The organism is Dolichospermum sp. UHCC 0260 (assembly GCF_009711985.1).
Lineage (GTDB): Bacteria > Cyanobacteriota > Cyanobacteriia > Cyanobacteriales > Nostocaceae > Dolichospermum > Dolichospermum lemmermannii.
Genome location: NZ_VIKZ01000009.1, coordinates 102,569 through 123,558, shown reverse-complemented (window position 1 = coordinate 123,558; position 20,990 = coordinate 102,569). Strand labels below are relative to the sequence as shown.

Here is a 20,990-nt window from a genome sequence, read left to right as displayed (position 1 = left end):
ATAGACGGATCGCTGCTTGTCCATCATAAAATATTCGATGATTGCAATTACCCGGATTTGATATCACCGCATATTTTTATTTCGATTCTTCCTATTTAAGTCTCAATGCCAATCTATTCAACATCGTCTAAACAGTAGAAATGGAATTTATCTTTTTTTATAACTGTAGATAGAGGAAAAATATAAGTTTTATAGTTATTTAGCAGAAAAAATATAGCAATTATTGATTGAACACAAACCTCAACACCTATTCAGCAAGGCTTCCAAATTTTCTTGCCAATTTTAGAATATTTTGTTTTGGGAGTTCGTTATAGAAAGTAAGGACAGTTCACCATCAAGTTCACAAAGAGGCAAGGAAGTTTGAGCATTAGTAAATATTTTACTTTGGCTCTAAACTACACCTGCTAGTGAAGTTATCCTCCGGGACGTTGTTTCCTAGTTCTCAAATTTTTGAGCGTCTTTTTAACTGTGAAATTTAACTTGTGTTGTGAACTATCCGAGCAACGTGTGTACCTTTCTGCTTGAGAAAAGTGCCACTTCGATCTTTACCTTCATTCTGTTAATTAAGGAAAAAACATCATGCAAGTTATCGAAAATAAGGAATTGTTTAGCGAACTTTCCAATGAAGAATCTGCTAACGTTAGTGGTGGTTTAGGACCTGCTGGTGCTATCGCACTTGCCGGGTTTGTGGGAGCTAAGGGTCCGGTCTTAGCCCCTGGTGACGTAGTTACAATTACAGCAGTAGCCCAAGGATCTCTATAGCTTACCGTTAGCTTGTTCCACCAATGAGGTCAAGAATGCGCCCCAAATTCCCAGACATTCAACCGGATACTCTCTACTTTAAATTGAGATGGGCGCATTCCTTAAACTTAGTAAAACCATAGACAATTTCCTCCTTAAATGTTCACTTCCCTACCCCTCAATTAGTTTTTTCATAAGTTTTTCGGAAACTTTTCAGAGAGTAGGGGAGTGAATAATTACTTGGTTTTCTGATTAGATGTGCCTAATTAAGAAGAACACAATTATGTCAAAAATTAATAATCTCGAACATAAGGAACTGTTTACTGAACTCTCTTTGGAAGAATCCGCTACTGTTAGTGGTGGTGATGCTGCTGCTGCTGCTACCGCCCTCGCTGGATTCTTAGCTGCCAACGGTTCAGCACGTCTAACCCCTGCTCAAGCAGTGATAGTCATAGCGACAGCATTAGTATAATACTGTCTATTTAGGAATATTTAACTCTTGCAAAAACAGATATTTTGACTCACTTAAATATAAAGCCTTACTTACTATAAACTTCTCTGGCTGAACAAATTTTGCTTTGCTTATTTGTTTGTCAGGGAACTTTTATATCAAGCCTGATATCTTCACTCATTCCCTCATTGCCTTTCTAATTGTCCTTCTAGTATTTGCCCGATTTTATTTCACCAAAATTATAACATCAAATCTCGGTGACTCCTAAATGAGCATAGATATAAAATTGATTAAATCCTTTCAAATAGCCAAGCTAGGGCTGCTCCGGTCGTTTCTGCTAAGATACTAATGAGACGATAAAGAGCGATCGCACTAATCACCAAAGCCGCCGGAAAATGATATTGTAACAGTAACATCGCTGTGGTTTCAAATACTCCTAAACCACCAGGCGCACCAGGAACAATTAACCCCAATACCCAAGCACAACTAAAAGCTCCCACTAATAAGGGTATTTGCTCCCAATTTACAGAAGTTAAAGCCAACATAGTTAAAATAAATCCAGCACACCTCAACCCTAGAAAAACTAATTCCCCTAATAATGGTTTTACCGGGTAATGTTTAATTATAAAACTATTAATTAATTGATTTTCTCCATTAGATTTTTTATTTTTCCACCGATCTAAAAGTTTAATAGCTGGATTTAAAAATCGGGGATGAAGTATATTTAATACAATTATTAAAGCTAAAAATTGCAGAATAATTAAATTAAATTTCAGATTATTAACAACAAGTTCACTACCAAATAAAACAATAATAATTAAAGCTGCTGCTAACATTAATAATGGTTCTAATAAAACACTTAAAGTAGCAATATTAGTAGGAACATTAGCATTTTTAGCCGCCATAATTCGCCCGTAATAATGCCAAACATTCCCAGGTAAATATTTAGCAATATTCGTTTTTAAATAAACTTGAATAAATTCAATAGCAGATACAGATTGATTCAACTCTTTTAGTACCCAAGTCCAAATCCAACCCGCCCAAATATGTGCCAGTAAAGTTATAACTGTAGCAGCTACTAATATTAACCATCCATTTGCACTAATCCGAATAGCACTAACTCCCAACCAATTATCTTTTAATGCTTTCAACAAAAAAAATAGCGTACCACCTAAAATCAACCACCGGACAATTTTCTTCATTTTAGATTTATTGAAATATTTAGAAATATTCAGATCCCCGACTTCTTGAAGAAGTCGGGGATCTTGTTAATTGTGCCAACTTTCTAACGCTAACCGATGAATTTCTCGCCAAGGAATATTATTTTGTCTTGCTAATTCTGCACAATCTTCATATTCTGGCTGCACATTAGTAATCACCTTTTCTGTAGCTTTTCCTGTCCAGGCAACTTTTACAGATATTGTCCCATAAACAGTTTCCACCTTTTGCATTTCCCTTTGTAAAAATGACCGTTTTTGAGTAGTACGACGAATCCCTAAAGTGCTAGTTTCTCGAAATAACACATCCTCACAACTAGCTAAATTTTCAGGATGACAAATCACAGTTAATAAAATTCCAGTTCGTGACTTTTTCATCCCTATGGGTTGAGTAAAAACATCCACCGCACCCGCAGCAAATAAAGCCTCAAACACATAACCGAATACTTGCGGATTTAAATCATCTATTTGAGTTTCGAGGACAGTAATAGTTTCTAGATTTGGAGAATATTCCCCTAAATCAGAGTTATCAGTCTGTAAAGATTCATTTTCACCGTACCAGAGCCGTAGTATATTAGAAATGGGTAAATCTAGAGAACCCGCCCCTAATCCTATCTGTTTGATAGTCATTGGTGGTGGAGAACCAAAGTCTTGTACTAAGGTAGTAGCGATCGCTGCCCCCGTTGGTGTTACCAATTCTCTGTCAATACCATTGCTATAAACTGGACAACCCCGCATTTCCCACAACTTTAACACCGCTGGTACTGGTACAGCCATTCTTCCATGTGCCGCATTAACAGTACCACCTCCCGTTGGAAATGCAGAACAGTATAGCAAAGGCAACCCTGAGCGATCGCAATCAATACCCAACCAATCCAACCCTAAGCAAGTACCAACAATATCCACAATGGCATCCACAGCCCCCACTTCATGAAAATGAACTTTTTCCGGTGCGATGCCATGAACAGCCCCCTCTGCCACTGCCAACTGTCGGAAAACAGCTAAACTCCAAGCTTCCGCCCGCACTGGCAAATTCCCCTTGAGAATCATCTCCTCTATTTCTGGCAAATGACGGGTGTGGTGGTGATCATGTTCATTATGAGAATGATGATGATGGTGATGAACCAAATCCACATCAACCTTAGTCGCTTGTTGACCTTGACGGTGAACCAATTCCGCCCGTAATCGGTATTCTGCCTCAATTCCCAAGCCATTGAGTTTTTCCACCAAATACTCCACAGGCACACCGAGACTGACTAACGCCCCCAAGCACATATCACCAGAAATCCCTGTTGGGCATTGAAGATAAGCGATTTTATTCATAAATTTATTTGTTAGTTGTTAGTAGGGGCGAAGCATTTGGAAGATAAATTATCGGTCATTGCCAAAAATAGTTCTCCAAATGCTTCGCCCGTACAGTTGTCAGTGGTAAAACTATCACCAATTACCAATTACCAATTACCAATTACCAATTACCCATTACCCATTACCAATAATCATTACCCATTACCAATAATCATTATGGCCAAAATATTCACCATTCATCCTGATAATCCTCAAAGCCGCCGAATAGAGGAAATAAAGTTAGCGCTATTAGGTGGCGCTATCATGCTCTACCCTACAGATACAGTTTACGCAATTGGTTGTGATTTGAATTCCAAGTCGGCGGTGGAAAGAGTGCGGCAAATCAAACAGTTAGCAAATGATAAACCACTGACATTTTTATGTCCCTCACTCTCCAATGTGGCGACTTATGCCTCCGTAAGTGATACAGCCTACCGGATTATGAAGCGGTTAATACCAGGACCCTACACATTTTTGCTCCCTGCTACCAAACTCGTACCACGACTAGTACAAAGTCCCAAACGCAAAACCACAGGAATTCGAGTGCCAAATCATCAGGTTTGTTTGGCATTAATGGAAGCATTAGGAAACCCGATTATTTCTACTTCGGCTCATATTAGAGCAAATGACGAAGACCAGGAAATAGTTGAGAACGGAAAACAACCAATTTTGACAAGGGTAGATTTATATGACCATTTGGATAAATTGGTAGATATCATTATTGACACTGCCGAAGAACCTACATATCAAGTGTCTACCATTTTAGATTTGACCGATGAAGAACCAGTTATTATTCGGAGAGGTTTAGGTTGGGAAGCCGTAGCTACTTGGGTTTAAGAATAAAGCTTTACAAGTGCAACCCCTTGTTTTGGACTCCGTTGCGCTAATTATATGATCACCTTACGCCAATTTTGAAATTGTCATCCTTCCAGGTGCTGTCATCCTTAGTCATGTAATCATGGCTACGCCATACAGGCTATCAGCCAATCTTACTATGACTAGGCTTTTGGCAATTTGGCAATTTGCCCTCACAGTGAATATCTTATATGCCATCTTTGATTTAGTTGCTAAAAACAAACCGACACAATTAACAAGCCCTTAACTTTGGAAATTTCCTACAGTATTTACATATCAGCAATCTAGTTGGTGAATTTTGAGGAATAAATCTCCAAAGATTTTCCCTCCTGAGACTGGCATTAAATACCGTATCTGCATTTGAGTTAAGGTGCAATACCAATTTTATAGAAAAGTCATGAAAGCTAACATCGCCAATCTGCCTAATTCTACATCTGCTTTTGATAGCTATATTTCTCTTGAAGAATTGTCTATTCCCACCAGTGATACATTGGTGCAACTTTTATCCCATGAGATGCAATCTCAAGTTAAATCCGCCACTTCAGGTGTACAAGATGTCGTTGGCCGCATAGCCAAAGAAGTAGAACGGATATGTGATAAAAGCTCTCGCATTCAAAACTCAGGACAAATTCAGTCTTGGCAAATTACTTTAGGAAGACATCGTTTACAAAAGTGTTTACGTTACTATCAACTTGGTTCTAAACAAGGACGGGTAGAATTACACAGCAGCTTGGGTGCAATTGTTTATCGTCACGTTACTGTTGCCGGCTCAGATTTAGGGTTTGAGGCTCGTTACAATCTGATTGAAGATTTTTTACAAGCTTTTTATATCGAAGCTATTAAAGCTTTTCGTCGAGAAACTGAATTACCTGAAAATTACACCCCTCGGACTCAGTTACAAGTAGCTGAGTATATGGCGTTTACAGAACAATATGCCAAACGTCGGATTAATTTACCTGGTGGTGCTAATCAGCAATTAATTGTTTTACGCGCTCAAGGTTTTGCCCGTCGTCAACCCCAAGAAACTACTGTAGATATTGAAATGGCTGTGGATTCTGCGAAAACGGAAGAAGCAGAATCTTATCAACGCAATGTGGCAGTGCAGCAAATTCGCTCGCAAATGATTGCTAAACCTGGTTTTGACCCTTCTGAAGAGTCGGAACGCAATCGCGTGATTACCGAATTAATGAAATATCTGGAGTCTCAAGGACAATCTGATTGTATGAATTACTTGACTCTCAAACTCCAGGATCTTTCTGCACCGGAAATTGATCAAATTCTGGGTTTAACTAGTCGTCAACGCGATTATTTGCAGCAAAGATTTAAATATCACGTTGAGAAGTTTGCCAAACAGCACCAATGGCAATTAGTTCATCAATGGTTAGGTGCTGGTTTAGAACATAAGTTAGGTTTATCTTCCCAGCAATGGGATATTTTTTGGCATCAACTTACACCACAGCAACAGCAAATTTTTGAATTAAAAACTGCCTGTCAAAGTGATCTACTTATTTCTAAAGCTGTTCAATGTACTCCTAAACAACTCCAAAAACGCTGGACACAAATGTTGGAATTAGCATGGTCTATTCGTAACGGTCATGCTGAAGCTAAAAACAATTAAAGTCAATTCCGTAGGTTGGGTTGACGCAAGGAAACCCAACATTTTTATGGAAATGTTAGATTTTAGAATGTTGGGTTTTACCGTTTTTAACAATGTTGGGTTTTACCGTTTTTAACAATGTTGGGTTTCACTGTTTTTAGAATGTTGGATTTCACTGTTTTTAACAATGTTGGATTTCACTGTTTTTAACAATGTTGGGTTTTACCATTTTAACAATGTTGGGTTTCACCGTTTTTAAGAATGTTGGGTTTCACCGTTTTTAAGAATGTTGGGTTTTACTTCGTTCTACCCAACCTACAATTTTTTATAAGAAGTTACTAATACTTCAGTAATTTTCCCTCGCTTTTGAGCATTAGAATTAATTGACCTCGCTGCTGATATGGTGTGAATATTAAAATCACTATAAAGATCACGAATAAATGGACAATCTGAATTAGATAGCATGACCTTTACACCTTTATTAGCTAATTTAATAAAAATATCTCTGAGTTTGATTTGCTGATTCTCGTCAAAACAAAAATTACTATAAGCTGTAAAATTGCTAGTTTTATTTAGAGGATAATAGGGAGGATCAAAATAAACAAATTCATTACTACCAGTTGCATAATTTAGCACTTCCTCAAAATTAGCTTGTTTAATTTCTACCTTCTTGAGTGCGACCGATGCCACTTTCAAAATTTCTTCTTGACAAATACCAGGATTTTTATATTTTCCCACAGGGACATTAAATTTACCCTGAGAATTAACCCGATAAAGTCCATTAAAACAAGTTTTATTCAGATAAATAAACCGAGCCGCTTTTTCTAAATCTGTCCCAGTATAAGAATTTCTCACATCATAATAATAATCTGAATTATGTCTTTGCTTATGTGCTTGCAGCAAAGTTATTAAGTCCTCAAGATCATCTCTAACGCACCGATAAGTAAGAATCAAATCTGCATTAATATCAGTTAAAACTGCTTTGGATGGTTGCAAATAGAAAAAAACTGCTCCCCCACCTAAAAATGGTTCATAATAAGTCTGATAATGCTGAGGAAAATAGTCTTTATATTGCGAAATTAATCTAGTCTTACCCCCAGCCCACTTTAAAAATGGCCGTGGGTAAGTTTGTTTAGGGATTTGACTTACCATCTACTTACGATTAAACTAAAAACTAACTAATCAATAAAGTTTATAATAAGGCAGTCTAAATTCAAATGTTTGATGGATTTTGGGATAACGTCTTTCGCTACCCTCGGTACTTGATTAGTATCGTCTTGGGTATTTTTCTAAACACCCTTGAGCCGCTGTTTCCATTCTTGAAACGTCCTGTGACGCTGATTGCTATTTTAGGCTTTTTTGCCGGTGGTCTTTTTTTCGTAACGCTTACCGTGCGGGCTATGCTGGGATTGAATCCAATCTAAACTAGAACTAAAAAAGAGTTGAGCTTATTGGACTGTTGCTGTTGATTTTATCACCTCAAGCACCGTCCACTCTAATTTGCATTTAGAATCATGTTATTAAACCTCTGTGAGAAGGCGGAATTTATATGGCTACAAATCGCCGCGTTTCCCGCGTTGCTGAATTAATTAAACGGGAAGTTAGCCAAATGCTATTCAACGGTATTAAAGATGACCGTGTGGGTATGGGAATGGTCAGTGTTACTGATGTGGATGTTTCTGGGGATCTACAACACGCTACCATCTTTGTAAGCATCTATGGAACTGAGGAAGCGAAGACGGAAACAATGGCTGGTTTAAAGTCAGCTACAGGTTACGTTCGCAGTGAGCTTGGCTCTAGGGTCAGATTAAGACGGACTCCAGAAGTAATTTTTGTGGAAGATCGTTCTATAGAACGAGGTACTAAAGTGCTGAGTTTGTTAAATCAACTGGAGCAAAAACGGACATTGTCAAGTATGGATGAGGGAGCAGAAGAGATTACCGAATGATTGATCTAAAGTTTCCCAAAATATCCATAAATCTGGAACTTGTTGCTTGTTAAAACCATCTAGATGGGGATAATGGGCAATGCCTTGATTCCCTATTTTTAGAGAATTATGGGTATTGCAAATCCTGTGTCTTAGGGTAGAGGTCAAACGCCATAAGCCTATATATACTAATACAGTTAACGTCATAGCAAATCTAGTATAACTTTAATAGTTTTTATACAAATTAATGTTAAAAAATGTTAAAAATAGAAATATCTAGGTTTGATTAGTAAACTTAACTGCTGTTATCTTAGGAATATCAAATTCAATTACCATGAATGTCACGCTTTCTTGACAAACTTAACATTTCTTTAGATAATTTAGAGGTGTATAGCGTCAAAATGATAATAGTTCCGTATAGCAAACTACAAAACCCTGAACACAGGTTTAATTATTGCCATCTTTGTTCCTCGTGCATAACAGGAACGCTATCTAAATGTATTTTTGATGTAATTTTGTGAGAAAAAAACCATGAGTGTGAATACGGTGCCTTCTATCAATTACAATTACTACTCTCTGAATGTTATTCAGGACGAAGCACGCCGACTGGTGGAAAGGGGAATGGTTGGCCGTCAACAGCCAATATATACACTTTGCCAGTTCATTCCAGCTAGAGAGTGGGTTTGTGTAGAATGTGAATTAGAGAAATGTGATTTTTTACTCCGCGATCGCATTGGTGATTTAATCGGACGCGAAGAGTGGGATAACGACTAATAATTTTGTTTTTTTAATAAACTACTGTTATTTTTAATTGTACTTGTTTGTAGTTTTTGGCTATAGACAGGTATATTTTTTTCTATTTTACTTAATTAATTTTATTTCGCGCAGAGGCGCTAAGAGGATGTTTGAAAAGTTTTTAATGTATAAATAAACCCCTCTCCAAACCTCTCCCCGACGCGGGGAGAGGCTTTGAAACCCCCATTCCCTTGTAGGGAAGGGGGGCAGGGGGGTTAGGTTTTTGGAGATTATGGGTTTCATATAATACTTTTCAAACAACCTCTAAGGCGCAAAGAGGAAGAGAGAGAATTATTATTAGTCGGTTTTAACCGACTTTGGCTATTAGACAGGGAATTTATTCCCTGGATATCTGCTTTAACAATAAATATAGATTATGTAGGGATACGAATAGCTGTTATCCCTACATAAACACTTTTTAACGCAAAATACAGCTATACGTCAGCTGTAAGAGAATCATTTTCGCTTGCTAGTGCTACGTCGGGCTTCGCGGGTTTCGTCTTCGAGACGACGGCGATCGCGCCAATCTGCTAATGTTAGATAAACAACACCACCAGTGACTCCTACTAGCAGCACTACACCAAATACGGCTAAAATACCCAAAAATGGACTTTCCACGATGCCTCTATAGTCCGTTGCGTCCCCAAACTACCATAGAAATAGACCAAGTAAACACAACTAACAGCGATACCCAACCCAGTGTCAAAATCATAGTTCTACTTTTCAAATAATTACAAAACGGCTCTAATATTCATCATACTGGGAAAACGCAGTGGATTCATTAACTATATTGGTAGGAGAGTTAGAAAAATTATGGAATTAATGGCAGAACGGTTAGAATCTCTCAAAGCGGGAGCAATTGGTAGCGTATCTTTAGGTTTAGCTTTCCTTAGCACTAGCTTTATTAATGTTTTATGGCTGGATAAGTATTTTCCCTTGGTTAGTTATGATAAAATTGATATAGTGAATTTACAGATATTATTAAATGGTGTTATCGCCGGGTTTTCTGGGTTTCTATTTGGTGTCACCTATCGCTATATTATCCGCGTAGATACCAATTCTCATCTGAAAACTGGTGGAGTTTGGGCTTTTGGTTTGGTGCGAGGTTTAACTCAAATAGAAGTTGGTTGGCATATAAATAATCCGGTTTTGCCTTTTTTAATCTTAGCAGGAGAAAGTATATTGTGGTTTGCCTTTGCTGCTTTTGCTTTAGATATTGCTATTTTACGAAAATGGCTCAAACCTTTTTCATGAATTTGTAAATAACATAAAAATAATATCCCCGACTTCTCAAAGAAGTCGGGGATATAATAAATTTACCAATTACCTATGAATCACTACTTTTTGATCATTGATCTTGAAGCTACTTGTTGTCATCAAAAGAGCATTCCCCGTCATCAGATGGAAATTATTGAAATTGGTGCGGTAATACTAAATCGTCAAACTTGGGAAATTGATGATGAGTTTCAACAATTTATTAAACCTGTGAGAAATCCTCAACTTACAGCTTTTTGCACAGAATTGACTAGTATTTCTCAGCAACAAGTTGACGCAGCACAAAGTTTCCCAGAAGTGATGTCAAAATTAACTGATTGGATGAATTTATTTCCTAATAATATATTTTGTTCTTGGGGTAATTACGATAAATCGCAATTTTTACAAGATTGTAAATTCCATCATATTCCTTATCCTTTTGGTGCAGAACATAGAAATATTAAAACGGAATTTTCTGAATATTTAGGTGTATCTGATAAGTTTGGTATGGCACAAGCTTTGGAACATTTAGGAATGGAATTACAAGGTACACATCATCGAGGTATTGATGATGCTCGGAATATAGCAGCGATTTACCGTTATATGCAAACTACTCAAAAAAGTGACTAATCCAAGACATTTAAGCAATAATGGTGGGCATTACCCACCCTACAGAAAACAGATTTTATTTAAATGTTGTCCCATTCAAAATTATTGCATTTGAGATTTTATTAAGACTTGGAAATAGCATTAATAGTTTTTTCTAATGACTGTAATGATGCTAATAACTTGTCTTTTTGAGGTTTAGCAGCTTTGAATTCTCCTGAAATTTCATCCATACTTTTTTCTACAGCGTCATAATTATTACGAGATTTAGCTTTGATTCCGTCTTCTACTTCTTTCCAAGCATCTTCAAATTTGTCAAATTCTTTTTTGGCTTGAACAAAATTGCCAGCTTTAACTGCGGTTTTTGTTTTGGAGACTACAGCGAGTAAACCTGTATTACCCGCTGTGGATTTTTGTCCTGGGACTTTTTCTGTAGAATTGGAAGTTGTAGCTGGGGTAGTTTCAGTGGCAGCTTGTTCGGGTTTGTTACAACCTACTAAAGTCAGTAAGCTGATACTTGCAATAATTAACATCGGTTTGAAACTTTTCATACTGTTAACTCCTAATGGATATTTTTATTTGTACCGCTCTAATATTTCCCATGATAAAACAGCAAAGGTAAAAAACTCGGAAAGGACAACGTGGCAATTTGCTAGGAAATACTTTGCAATATCCATCTAATGATGGTCTGGTCAGGATAAAAATCGTTAAATGGGATGATTTTGTAGTTATGGAAGTGGCGGATACTGGTATTGGTGTCGCCTCTAATAGTGCAGCATGGTCATAAGCCTATGAGTGGGAACGCTCTGCTCAGAATAACAGTTTTAAGAGATTTTTAAGATAAATTTTGGGGATTTTTTGGCGATCGCTATATGTACTCTGCACGCTACGTGGACGTGAAAACAAAACTTTTATCATGACTCATAAAATTGCACTCCAATCTATTACGGGGTTATCTGCATTAACCGCAGGTGATCGCCTAACACAAGAAGGATATAATGAGTTACCATCTAGCAAACATCGTCAAATCTGGGAAATTGCCTTAGAAATCTTCAAAGAGCCAATTTTTCTCCTGTTATTAGGTTGTGGTATCATTTACTTGTTTTTGGGTGATGCTCAGGAAGCGTTGATTTTGTTAGGTTTCATCTTTTTTATTGTCGGCATCAACTTATACCAAGAACAAAAAACAGAAAAATCCCTGGAAGCATTACGGGATCTTTCTAGTCCCCGTGCATTGGTGATTCGTGATGGTGAACGTCAACGGATTGCGGGACGGGAAGTAGTTCGAGAAGATGTGATTGTTTTGTCAGAGGGTGATAGAGTTCCTGCGGATGCTGTGGTGATGTGGTCTACCCATTTGAGCGTGGATGAGTCTCTATTAACCGGTGAATCTTTACCTGTTCGCAAGCAATCAGTAGAAGATAGCACCGATTTAGAAAATATCATGAGAACAGCCACCCAGCACCGTCCTGGTGGTGAAGATCTGCCTTTTGTCTATTCGGGAACGTTGATAGTTCAAGGTCAGGGAATTGCCCAAGTCTATGCCACAGGTATGCAGACGGAAATGGGTAAAATTGGGAAAGCCTTGCAAACTGTGGAACAGGAGGACACGGTTTTGCAACGGGAAACTCGAAAAATTGTCAGTAAATTGACCTTTGTAGCGATCGCTATTTGCGTGGCTGTCATCGTTATTTACGGTGCAACTAGAAACGATTGGCTACAAGGAATTTTAGCAGGTTTGGCGCTGGCAATGGCGATTTTGCCGAATGAAATTCCTGTGGTCTTGGCAATTTTCCTGGCTTTAGGTGCTTGGAGATTTTCCCAGGCTAGGGTGTTAACTCGGCGTGTTCCCGTAGTAGAAACACTGGGTTCTGCGACCGTTCTCTGTGTAGATAAAACCGGAACGCTGACTTTTAATCGGATGTCAGTGCAGCAATTATTTGTATATCAGCCCACAACATTAATACCGCAATTTTACGATGTTGCTCTCCATGAAAGAGAAGCCCTGCCGGAAACTTTTCATGAATTAATCGAATTTGGGATTTTAGCCAGTCGCAAAGACCCTTTCGACCCCATGGAAAAAGCCTTGAAACAGGTTGGTGATGACTATTTAGCCAGAACCGAACATTTACATCAAGATTGGGAAATACTGCGGGAATATCCCCTCACCGGTCAATTATTAGCCATGTCCTGTGTGTGGCAATCTCCAGAAGATAAGTTAGTAGTTGCTACCAAAGGAGCGCCCGAAGCGATCGCTGATCTTTGTCATTTTAACACCCAACAAAGGCAAAATTTAGAACAACAAATTAATAAAATGGCTGCTGCTGGTTTGCGTGTTTTAGGTGTAGCCAAAGTCATTGGCCAACATCAAAAAAATAAAACCCTCAAATCTCTTCCTGAAGCCCAACATGACTTTGAATTTGCCTTTTTAGGAATGCTAGGCATGGCTGACCCCGTGCGCCCAACTGTTGCCCCAGCTATTGCCGAATGTTACACTGCTGGTATTCGGGTAGTAATGATTACAGGTGATTATCCTGCCACAGCCCAAAATATTGCCCGCCAAATCGGTCTAAAACCCGCCACAGAAGTAATTACCGGGGCAGAACTGGAAACAATGCCAGAAGGTGAATTACTGTCTCGCATTCAAACCGTGAATATCTTCGCGCGGGTTGTTCCCGAACAAAAATTACTGATTGTGAACGCCCTCAAACGCTGCGGTGAAATCGTGGCTATGACTGGAGATGGTGTCAATGATGCCCCAGCTTTGAAAGCCGCAAATATCGGTATTGCTATGGGGGAAAGGGGTACAGATGTTGCCCGTGAAGCTGCGGATTTAGTTTTGTTAGATGATGATTTTTCTGCCATTGTCCAATCTGTGAGGCTGGGACGACGAGTATTTGATAACCTCAAAAAAGGGATGGCTTATACTTTGGCGGTTCACATTCCGATTGCGGGAATGTCCTTGATTCCGGTAATATTTCACTGGCCGCTGGTGCTACTGCCGATTCACATTGCTTTTTTACATTTAATTATTGACCCGGCTTGTACTGTAGTATTTGAGGCTGAACCAGAAGAAAGCAATATCATGAACCGTCCACCCCGCAATCCTAGAGAGTCATTATTCAGCCGTCGGACTTTGAAATTAGCACTGCTGCAAGGGGTAGGTGTGTTGGTGGTGCTGGTGGTTGTATTTGGTGTGGCTTTTTACTCTGGACATGGAGAATTTGATGCTCGCGCTTTGGCTTTTACTACTTTAATTGTCTCGAATTTGAGTATGATTTTGAGTAATCGTTCTTGGTCGCGGACTATTCCTGAAATGTTACGCACTCCTAATGCAGCACTTTGGTGGGTATTAAGTGGTGGTGTGGTGTTTATGGGACTGGTGCTTTATGTTCCTGTGTTACGCCATTTATTCCGGTTCTCTTTTCTGCATTTTGATGATTTATTAGTTAGTCTCACTTCTGGGATTTTTAGTATTTTGTGGTTTGAAGGATTGAAGGTTTGGCGACGTAGATAATTAAGATGTTTCGCGCAAAGAGGCAAAGGAGCAAAGGCGCAAAGGTAATAATAATCTCTTAATTCATCTGCGTTTATCTGCGTTCATCTGCGTTTAATAATTTTATTCTATTTCGGAGGATTACTGTGAAAAAAGCATTTCGTAAATATCATCGGATTATTGGCATTATTGTTTGTGTCCCACTTTTATTAACTGTGTTGACGGGAATGTTAGCTACTGTTGTTAAGGAATGGCCGATTAATATTGGACTTTCTTCTCGATTGATGTTGGAAATTCATACTGGGGAAATTTTTCATTTACAGGCAATTTATCCGATTTTGAATGGTTTTGGATTAATCGGTTTGTTGGTGACGGGTATGAGTATGTCGGGTTTGTTTAATCAAAGGACTAATACAATTAAACGCAGATAAACGCGGATAAACGCAGATGACTTAATGGATTTATTTGACTTCTGTGACTCGCCAGCTTAGTTTTAGGTTAACCCAAAAGTTCCAAATTGTGGCAACTGCGATCGCTATTAATTTGGCTATATACTGATTCATACCCAAGCTATTAAAAAGGAAATTGACTACTAAGGTTTGGATGATTATCCCAGCTAAACAGACTATATTGAACTTCCAGAATCTTTTGAAACGCTGGCGTTTTCCTGTCTGTTTTCGGGAAATATCCCCAAATGTCCACAAATCATTCCAAAGAAAATTATTGAGAATTGCTACTTCGGCTGAAAAAATTGTACTGCGAGTTAAACCCATGTTAATCACGGTACGCATGATATGAAATATGGTTAAATCTACAAATACGCCACTAAGTCCCACTGCACCAAATCTGAGAAATCGTCCCATAGGGAAGTTAACTTTTTGACTTATTTTTCCTATTCTTCCAGTAGATAACCGTAAGCGAATTAGGTGTTGAATATAGTCTACATATTGTTTCCACGTCACTTTGCTTTCTCCTTCTGTTCGTTCGCGGAACACATAACCAGCTTCGGCAATTTCTCCTACCTGTCCCCGACCAATGACTTCTAAAAGAATTTTGTACCCTATGGGGTTAAGTGTGGTATTAGCGATCGCACTTCGTCGTACCATAAAATAACCACTCATTGGGTCACTAACTCTCCCTAAAACTCCCGGTAAAATCACTAATCCTAATACCTGCGCCCCCCGCGATAAAAAGCGTCTAATTACACTCCAGCTACTCACACCACCACCGTCTACATGACGACTAGCTAAGGCTAAATCAGCCCCTTCTTCGATTTTCTGTAATAGTTGTGTTAATACTTCTGGAGGATGCTGCAAATCGCCATCAATCACGCCTAATACCCGCCCTGTGGCCGCTTGCCAGCCACGAATTACGGCTGAAGATAGTCCCCGTTCTTCTTGACGACGCATGACCCGTAATTGGGGATAATCTGATATGAGAGATTGTGCTATTTCCCAAGTTCGGTCAGGGCTATCATCATCTACTATAATGAGTTCATAATTACCAGGAATAGCTTTATCCAATAACCCACTTAATATATTGACTACATTTTCGATATTGTCACGTTCTTTATAAGTAGGAATTACTACAGATAAGAGAATGGGATTGTTTTCAGCTATTTCCTGGGGTGTAAATTCAGAAATCCTCAATGCACCAATAGGAACTGTTAATAAAGAATTGGATGAGCTTGTCTTCATAAGGTACGTGATAAATCTTAAATTGCCAAATTGTCTGTATAAAGGTTGATTTTCCATAGAGTATCATACACTTAGTATGATCAAAACAATTAGTCAATATTTCCTTTGCTCAAAGGTGTCTCTCAAGCTCGTTGCTCTACTACTCCACCACCAATACCAATGGTTGTTTGACCTCCTCTCCGGTCTTCCTAAAAGAGCCGTACCCAAATTTAATCAAGCTAGTTTAAAAATACAAAATCCGGTTGATGTTGTCATAAATAATTCTAGCGTAGCTAAAACTTCGGGAGTACGTAATGGTAAAGTAACAGTTAGAGGTTGTTTGAAAAGTATTAGATGAAACCGATAATCTCCAAAAACCTAACCCCCCAGCCCCCCTTCCCTACGAGGGAAGGGGGGTTTCAAAGCCTCTCCCCGCTTAGGGGAGAGGTTTGGAGAGGGGTTTGTTTGTACATTAAAAACTTTTCAAACATCCTCCAAGGGTAAAGATGCACCTATTCGGTGAAAAGTATACTGCTATAACTAAAGAAGTTTTAAATTTTAGATAAACTGTTGAAAATAATTAGGTAAGAGCAATGGCTTATAGTGATTTTAGCTTAACTAAGTTTAAGAAAAATTTTAACATTACAATTGATGAAGAAGCTGATTTATTTGCGACTGTAGAACCTATAGAAATCAGTGAAAAGTTAATTAACACTTTGGAAGAAACTACAGAACTCGCGTTAGCAATAAATACGGAAAAAGCCCGCTCAGAAATGATTATTACGCCAATTTTATTAGAAGTTAGACGTAAAGCTAATTATAAAATTAGTTTATTTTCTGGTACAGATTTTAATGTTGATATTGAGAGAGGTTTAAATGGTTATTGTGATTTTGTTATCAGTCGTTCTAGGGAACAGTTAACAATTAATGCTCCTGTGCTAATTATTGTAGAAGCTAAAAATGAAAATATTAAAGGTGGTTTGGGTCAATGTGCAGCAGCAATGTTAGCAGCACAGTTGTTTAATGAACAGGAAGGTAATGAAATTAAAACTATTTATGGGGCTGTGACAACAGGAGATATATGGAAATTCTTAAAGTTGGAAGGGACTGATATATTTATTGATTTGAATAATTATTATATTCAGGAGTTAAACAAGATTTTAGGTATTTTGTGTCAAGGAGTATTGGGTTGAAATTTGACCTCCCTCGGTGCTGCACTCCACGCTCTAAAATAATGGGGATGTTTTCTAATTAGGATAGAAACAATAATTATATTGAGGTCAAAAAATATCGGTCAAAGTCCATCAATGCCTACGGCAAGCGAAGCTATCGCCATTCAACAACCATTAACCCCAATCCTGTAATATATAAATATTACAGGATTGGGATTCAGAATGTGGGTTAGTAACAATACTTTTCAAACAACCTCTTAGAAAGACTCATTTGACTCATTTCACGTCCATACTATAACCGATTATTTGAATTTACCACTCGGAAATATCCATAGAGGGCTGTGATAAAAGGAATGGCAACAAGAGTAACCACAGGTATTAGTAGTACAATACTACCTGCCAAGGGTATAAGTAAGTCTTCAAGTGTCTGGAAGTATATACTACATCCCAGAAAACCAAATAAACCACCTATAAAAAAAGCTAACAAAGGGGACTTCTTTGACTTAAGCACTGGAAGGTAATCGAAAAGATTAAATAGATTAAAGCCAATTGATTTAAACACTGGAAGGTAATCGAAAGGATTAAATTGATTAAATCTCATTGTTTAGTCCTATAAAAAACAAGTAAGTACCTGGACAGAATTAATTACATCAATACTGTACCAAAAAAAAGAGGATAAAACCCGATGAATCAACAGGAGAGAAAGTAAGTGCGGGTTACCGGAGTTGGATAACATCATAAGATAACATCTAGCAACAAAACAAGTAGGGACGCAGAGCGCAATCGCTAAAATAAAACCTTGACATTATGCACCTTTGAGGGAATGAAACAGCCCTGCCATATCCCCCACTGGCGATAAATATCCAGCTTATTGACAATAATAAAGCCCTAAATCCTTGATATTAGGTTCAAAAATAATAGATACTCACCCTTATTGAGAATAAATAAGGGCGATTTTCGACTACTCACTAATTCCCCCTCAAGTGATTCCTTCAAAAATCACACTAAGAAGCGATCGCTAAATTCCCCACTTGTGATAAATATCCAGCTTATCGACAATATAAAGCTCAGAGATTCTGAAGCGTTTAGCTGTATATCAAGGTGGCATTCTTTTGCTTAAAGGTATCTCTCACGCTCGTTGCTCTACTACTCCACCACCAATACCAATGGTTGTTTGACCTCCTCTCCCGTCTTCCTAAAAGAGCCGCACCCAAATAATATTTAAAGGTTGCAAATTTCAATTTATTATGAAACTTAAATAAGTCTTTTATATTTGATTGATCACCAATGACTAATATAACTGTTGATTCTATTCTTGAGTCTGCTTTAACAGATAAAGATATAACCCCGGATGATGCGGTTTTTTTATTAAAACAGACCACTCCAGACGCAGTTACACAAATTCAGGTTACAGCGGATAAATTAAGGCAAAAACAGGCTGGAAATACGGTTACTTACGTTATTAACCGAAATATTAATTTTACTAACATTTGTGAGCAACATTGCAGTTTTTGTGCTTTCCGCCGGGATGACGGTGATCCAGATGCTTACTGGTTAAATTCGGCGCAGATTTTGGAAAAAGCTACAGATGCAGTGCGTCGAGGAGCAACGGAAATATGTATGCAAGGGGGATTACACCCACAAGCGCAAATTAATGGTAAGTCTTTACCCTATTATCTCAAACTGGTAAAAACCATTAAGGACGAATTTCCTCACTTACATTTACACGCTTTTTCGCCCCAAGAAGTCCAATTTATTGCCAGATTAGATGGAATTTCTTATACAGATGTGATTACAGCTTTGCGAGATGCTGGTGTCGGTTCTATGCCCGGAACAGCCGCAGAAGTGTTAGATGATGACGTGAGACGGGTATTGTGTCCAGAAAAGATTAATACAGAGACTTGGCTAGAAATTGTCAGTACAGCCCATCAATTAGGTGTACCTACTACCAGCACAATGTTATCTGGACATATTGAAACTCCAGAACAGCAAATTGGCCATTTAGAAAAATTGCGATCGCTCCAACAAACCGCCATTGAAACAGGATATCCTGCGAGAATCACCGAATTTATTGTCTTACCTTTTGTGGGACAAGAAGCCCCCAAATCCTTACGTCGTCGGGTAGGAAGAGATCAACCAGTTCTCGCTGATTCCCTGTTATTAACGGCTGTAGCCAGAATTTATCTCGGAAATTATATCCCTAATCATCAACCAAGCTGGGTAAAATTAGGGCTAGATGGTGCTACAGAAGCCTTAAATTGGGGTTGTAATGATATCGGTGGCACGTTAATGGAAGAACACATTACCACCATGGCCGGGGCTGTGGGTGGGACTTGTATGGAAGTGGAAACTTTACAAAGGGCGATCGCATCTTTAGAAAGACCTTACCAACAACGGGATACTTTGTATCGGGTAATGGGTGATTGGTAATGGGTGATTGGTAATGGGTGATTGGTAATGGGTGATTGGTAATGGGTAGGAGTTTTCTTGAAGTTTTAAGTTTTAACTCCTATCCCCCATATACCAATCCAAGATAGGATGGATTTTGATTTACTTGTTTTTTTACTTAATGCTTATGAAAAGCTATTGGTCGCGTCTGCTTTCTCTAGTTTTAGTGTTAGTTGTCGGTTTGGTTGGCTGTGGTGGTGGTAGTCCAGATAGTTTAACTGGGGATTATCGTCAAGATACCTTAGCTGTAGTCAATACTTTGAAACAAGCCCTAGAATTACCACAAGATTCTCCCGATAAAGCCGCCCTTCAAGCAGAAGCCCGTCTAAAAATCAATGACTTTTCGGCTCGCTACCAGCGGAATACTTCTGTTGCAACTCTTGGCTCTTTTACAACTATGCGAACAGCCCTAAATTCCCTTGCAGGACACTACAGTTCTTATCCTAATCGTCCCGTTCCTGAAAAGCTGAAAAAACGTCTAGATGCAGAATTTAAACAAGTAGAAGCATCGTTACGACGTGGTGCTTAATCTATTTTTCAAGGATTGTTTTTTAATAACTACAATTAAATACAAACTTCCTTGAAAGCAGGAATTAACAAAGTCGGAATGCGAATCAGGGGATCTCACAAACCCAAAGATCCCCAACTTTAGTTATCTTGAATTAAACTGTTAGAAAAGCGCAGTCAAAGTGGTGATATGGCAATTCAGTCAACAGCAGAAATTTTATTTCAAACTGCTTATGAAAGTCGTTACACTTGGGATGAACACTTTCCTGGTTATGCTGCCGATGTGCAACTGTTACAGGAAGATGAAGTTTATACTGGTAAAATTCAGATTAATCGTAACTTGAATGTAGAAATTACAGGAGTTGCAGATAAACAAATAGAAGCCGGAATTGATATTCAGTTACAGGAAATAATTACCCGCTGTCAAAGAAGCGATTTTCAAAGTTTTTACCGTCAACATGAGTTTAGTTTGGGTGAAATAGCCGAAAAAGATGCAGTTACGGTTTTTGTAAAAAGTGAAAATACTGATTCTCACTATCAAATCCGTAACCAAAAAATATATCAGGAAGTTCGGGTAATGAGTCGGATGGCTTTGGAGATTAATTCTGGGGAATTCCTAGATACAGACTCCGGTTATATCCCTTCTGCTTATGATGTGGTTTTTCGTAACTCGCATACAGGTGATATTAATAGCATTCTCAAATTTACAGATACATATCAAAAATTTGGTAATCATTACATTTTAACGAAGCAGGTGGTCGCAGAATATGAAGATGGAAAAACTACAACTCCTCAATCAATTACTGAGTTTGTTTATTCCCATATTCAGCTACTGGAATAGGCAAGAGGCAAGAGGCAAGAGGCAAGAGGCAAGAGGCAGGGGAGAAAAATATTCTTTTGCAAC

At 38.4% G+C, this 20,990-nt stretch carries 25 protein-coding genes; 17 read left to right on the top strand and 8 right to left on the bottom strand.

Annotated features, from left to right (window positions below):
• Nucleotides 1-579 precede the first annotated feature (579 nt).
• Together FJR08_RS06120 and FJR08_RS06115 are read left to right on the top strand one after the other, a co-directional pair.
• A complete protein-coding gene (locus FJR08_RS06120) occupies nt 580-762 on the top strand; it encodes a class IIb bacteriocin, lactobin A/cerein 7B family (RefSeq protein ID WP_168632547.1) in 183 nt (60 codons plus the stop codon).
• Nucleotides 763-1,024: 262 nt separating this feature from the next.
• Nucleotides 1,025-1,213: a hypothetical protein gene (locus FJR08_RS06115; RefSeq protein WP_168632546.1), complete on the top strand. Its 189-nt coding sequence runs from the start codon at nt 1,025-1,027 to the stop codon at nt 1,211-1,213.
• A gap of 269 nt (nt 1,214-1,482) precedes the next feature.
• Here the strand turns inward: FJR08_RS06115 and FJR08_RS06110 are convergent, their stop codons facing one another.
• Nucleotides 1,483-2,394, bottom strand: coding sequence for a YbhN family protein (locus FJR08_RS06110; RefSeq protein ID WP_168632545.1), 912 nt, complete (start codon nt 2,392-2,394; stop codon nt 1,483-1,485).
• A 66-nt stretch (nt 2,395-2,460) separates the two neighbouring features.
• Nucleotides 2,461-3,732: a nickel pincer cofactor biosynthesis protein LarC gene (gene larC, locus FJR08_RS06105; protein WP_015079322.1), complete on the bottom strand. Its 1,272-nt coding sequence runs from the start codon at nt 3,730-3,732 to the stop codon at nt 2,461-2,463.
• A gap of 198 nt (nt 3,733-3,930) precedes the next feature.
• On the opposite strand from larC, the gene FJR08_RS06095 reads away from it, so the two are divergent.
• A complete protein-coding gene (locus FJR08_RS06095; protein WP_041458287.1) occupies nt 3,931-4,590 on the top strand; it encodes an L-threonylcarbamoyladenylate synthase in 660 nt (219 codons plus the stop codon).
• Between the two features lie 415 nt (nt 4,591-5,005).
• Complete coding sequence (locus FJR08_RS06090; protein ID WP_015079324.1) at nt 5,006-6,226, top strand: HetZ-related protein; 1,221 nt, start codon at nt 5,006-5,008, stop codon at nt 6,224-6,226.
• A 294-nt stretch (nt 6,227-6,520) separates the two neighbouring features.
• On the opposite strand, the gene FJR08_RS06085 is transcribed toward FJR08_RS06090, so the two are convergent.
• The gene (locus tag FJR08_RS06085; RefSeq protein WP_168632544.1) at nt 6,521-7,357 is read right to left on the bottom strand and encodes a DNA adenine methylase; all 837 of its coding nucleotides are present in this window, start codon (nt 7,355-7,357) and stop codon (nt 6,521-6,523) included.
• 65 nt (nt 7,358-7,422) lie between these two features.
• On the opposite strand from FJR08_RS06085, the gene FJR08_RS06080 reads away from it, so the two are divergent.
• The 3 genes from FJR08_RS06080 to FJR08_RS06070 all read left to right on the top strand — a co-directional run bounded on the left by FJR08_RS06080 (nt 7,423) and on the right by FJR08_RS06070 (nt 8,906).
• Complete coding sequence (locus tag FJR08_RS06080; RefSeq protein WP_015079326.1) at nt 7,423-7,629, top strand: DUF751 family protein; 207 nt, start codon at nt 7,423-7,425, stop codon at nt 7,627-7,629.
• A 125-nt stretch (nt 7,630-7,754) separates the two neighbouring features.
• On the top strand, nt 7,755-8,153 hold the full coding sequence (gene rbfA, locus FJR08_RS06075) for a 30S ribosome-binding factor RbfA (RefSeq protein WP_168632543.1): 399 nt from the start codon (nt 7,755-7,757) through the stop codon (nt 8,151-8,153).
• Nucleotides 8,154-8,663: 510 nt separating this feature from the next.
• Entirely contained in the window at nt 8,664-8,906 is a 243-nt protein-coding gene (locus tag FJR08_RS06070; RefSeq protein WP_015079328.1) for a DUF4327 family protein, read from the top strand.
• Between the two features lie 477 nt (nt 8,907-9,383).
• Here FJR08_RS06070 and FJR08_RS06065 read toward each other — a convergent pair whose 3' ends face one another.
• Together FJR08_RS06065 and petN are read right to left on the bottom strand one after the other, a co-directional pair.
• A complete protein-coding gene (locus tag FJR08_RS06065) occupies nt 9,384-9,545 on the bottom strand; it encodes a hypothetical protein (RefSeq protein WP_015079329.1) in 162 nt (53 codons plus the stop codon).
• 7 nt (nt 9,546-9,552) lie between these two features.
• On the bottom strand, nt 9,553-9,639 hold the full coding sequence (petN, locus tag FJR08_RS06060; protein ID WP_013189847.1) for a cytochrome b6-f complex subunit PetN: 87 nt from the start codon (nt 9,637-9,639) through the stop codon (nt 9,553-9,555).
• Nucleotides 9,640-9,740: 101 nt separating this feature from the next.
• Between petN and FJR08_RS06055 the strand changes: the two genes are divergently transcribed.
• Both FJR08_RS06055 and FJR08_RS06050 read left to right on the top strand, forming a co-directional pair.
• A complete protein-coding gene (locus FJR08_RS06055; RefSeq protein ID WP_148761832.1) occupies nt 9,741-10,181 on the top strand; it encodes a hypothetical protein in 441 nt (146 codons plus the stop codon).
• A gap of 75 nt (nt 10,182-10,256) precedes the next feature.
• Nucleotides 10,257-10,811 carry a 3'-5' exonuclease gene (locus tag FJR08_RS06050; protein WP_168632542.1) on the top strand — a complete coding sequence of 185 codons (555 nt, stop codon included), beginning with the start codon at nt 10,257-10,259 and terminating at the stop codon, nt 10,809-10,811.
• Nucleotides 10,812-10,912: 101 nt separating this feature from the next.
• Here FJR08_RS06050 and FJR08_RS06045 read toward each other — a convergent pair whose 3' ends face one another.
• Complete coding sequence (locus FJR08_RS06045) at nt 10,913-11,338, bottom strand: DUF4363 domain-containing protein (protein WP_168632541.1); 426 nt, start codon at nt 11,336-11,338, stop codon at nt 10,913-10,915.
• 98 nt (nt 11,339-11,436) lie between these two features.
• Here FJR08_RS06045 and FJR08_RS06040 point away from each other — a divergent pair, with 98 nt between their 5' ends.
• From FJR08_RS06040 to FJR08_RS06030, 3 genes are all read left to right on the top strand, one after another.
• Nucleotides 11,437-11,574 carry an ATP-binding protein gene (locus tag FJR08_RS06040; RefSeq protein ID WP_168632540.1) on the top strand — a complete coding sequence of 46 codons (138 nt, stop codon included), beginning with the start codon at nt 11,437-11,439 and terminating at the stop codon, nt 11,572-11,574.
• 129 nt (nt 11,575-11,703) lie between these two features.
• The gene (locus FJR08_RS06035) at nt 11,704-14,304 is read left to right on the top strand and encodes a cation-translocating P-type ATPase (RefSeq protein WP_168632539.1); all 2,601 of its coding nucleotides are present in this window, start codon (nt 11,704-11,706) and stop codon (nt 14,302-14,304) included.
• Nucleotides 14,305-14,429: 125 nt separating this feature from the next.
• Nucleotides 14,430-14,714, top strand: a complete 285-nt coding sequence (locus FJR08_RS06030; RefSeq protein WP_015079334.1) for a hypothetical protein — start codon at nt 14,430-14,432, stop codon at nt 14,712-14,714.
• A gap of 30 nt (nt 14,715-14,744) precedes the next feature.
• Here the strand turns inward: FJR08_RS06030 and FJR08_RS06025 are convergent, their stop codons facing one another.
• Nucleotides 14,745-15,980, bottom strand: a complete 1,236-nt coding sequence (locus tag FJR08_RS06025; protein WP_168632538.1) for a glycosyltransferase family 2 protein — start codon at nt 15,978-15,980, stop codon at nt 14,745-14,747.
• Nucleotides 15,981-16,056: 76 nt separating this feature from the next.
• On the opposite strand from FJR08_RS06025, the gene FJR08_RS06020 reads away from it, so the two are divergent.
• Together FJR08_RS06020 and FJR08_RS06015 are read left to right on the top strand one after the other, a co-directional pair.
• Complete coding sequence (locus tag FJR08_RS06020) at nt 16,057-16,317, top strand: hypothetical protein (RefSeq protein WP_168632457.1); 261 nt, start codon at nt 16,057-16,059, stop codon at nt 16,315-16,317.
• Between the two features lie 235 nt (nt 16,318-16,552).
• Nucleotides 16,553-17,152: a hypothetical protein gene (locus FJR08_RS06015; protein ID WP_168632537.1), complete on the top strand. Its 600-nt coding sequence runs from the start codon at nt 16,553-16,555 to the stop codon at nt 17,150-17,152.
• Nucleotides 17,153-17,423: 271 nt separating this feature from the next.
• Here the strand turns inward: FJR08_RS06015 and FJR08_RS23125 are convergent, their stop codons facing one another.
• Complete coding sequence (locus FJR08_RS23125; RefSeq protein ID WP_217357484.1) at nt 17,424-17,732, bottom strand: hypothetical protein; 309 nt, start codon at nt 17,730-17,732, stop codon at nt 17,424-17,426.
• A 686-nt stretch (nt 17,733-18,418) separates the two neighbouring features.
• Between FJR08_RS23125 and cofH the strand changes: the two genes are divergently transcribed.
• The 3 genes from cofH to FJR08_RS06000 all read left to right on the top strand — a co-directional run bounded on the left by cofH (nt 18,419) and on the right by FJR08_RS06000 (nt 20,927).
• Complete coding sequence (gene cofH / locus FJR08_RS06010) at nt 18,419-19,561, top strand: 7,8-didemethyl-8-hydroxy-5-deazariboflavin synthase subunit CofH (protein WP_168632536.1); 1,143 nt, start codon at nt 18,419-18,421, stop codon at nt 19,559-19,561.
• A gap of 139 nt (nt 19,562-19,700) precedes the next feature.
• On the top strand, nt 19,701-20,108 hold the full coding sequence (gene psb27 / locus FJR08_RS06005; RefSeq protein WP_015079341.1) for a photosystem II protein Psb27: 408 nt from the start codon (nt 19,701-19,703) through the stop codon (nt 20,106-20,108).
• A gap of 168 nt (nt 20,109-20,276) precedes the next feature.
• Nucleotides 20,277-20,927 (top strand): DUF3386 domain-containing protein, encoded by a 651-nt coding sequence (locus FJR08_RS06000; RefSeq protein WP_015079342.1) that lies wholly within the window; start codon nt 20,277-20,279, stop codon nt 20,925-20,927.
• Nucleotides 20,928-20,990: the final 63 nt, after the last annotated feature.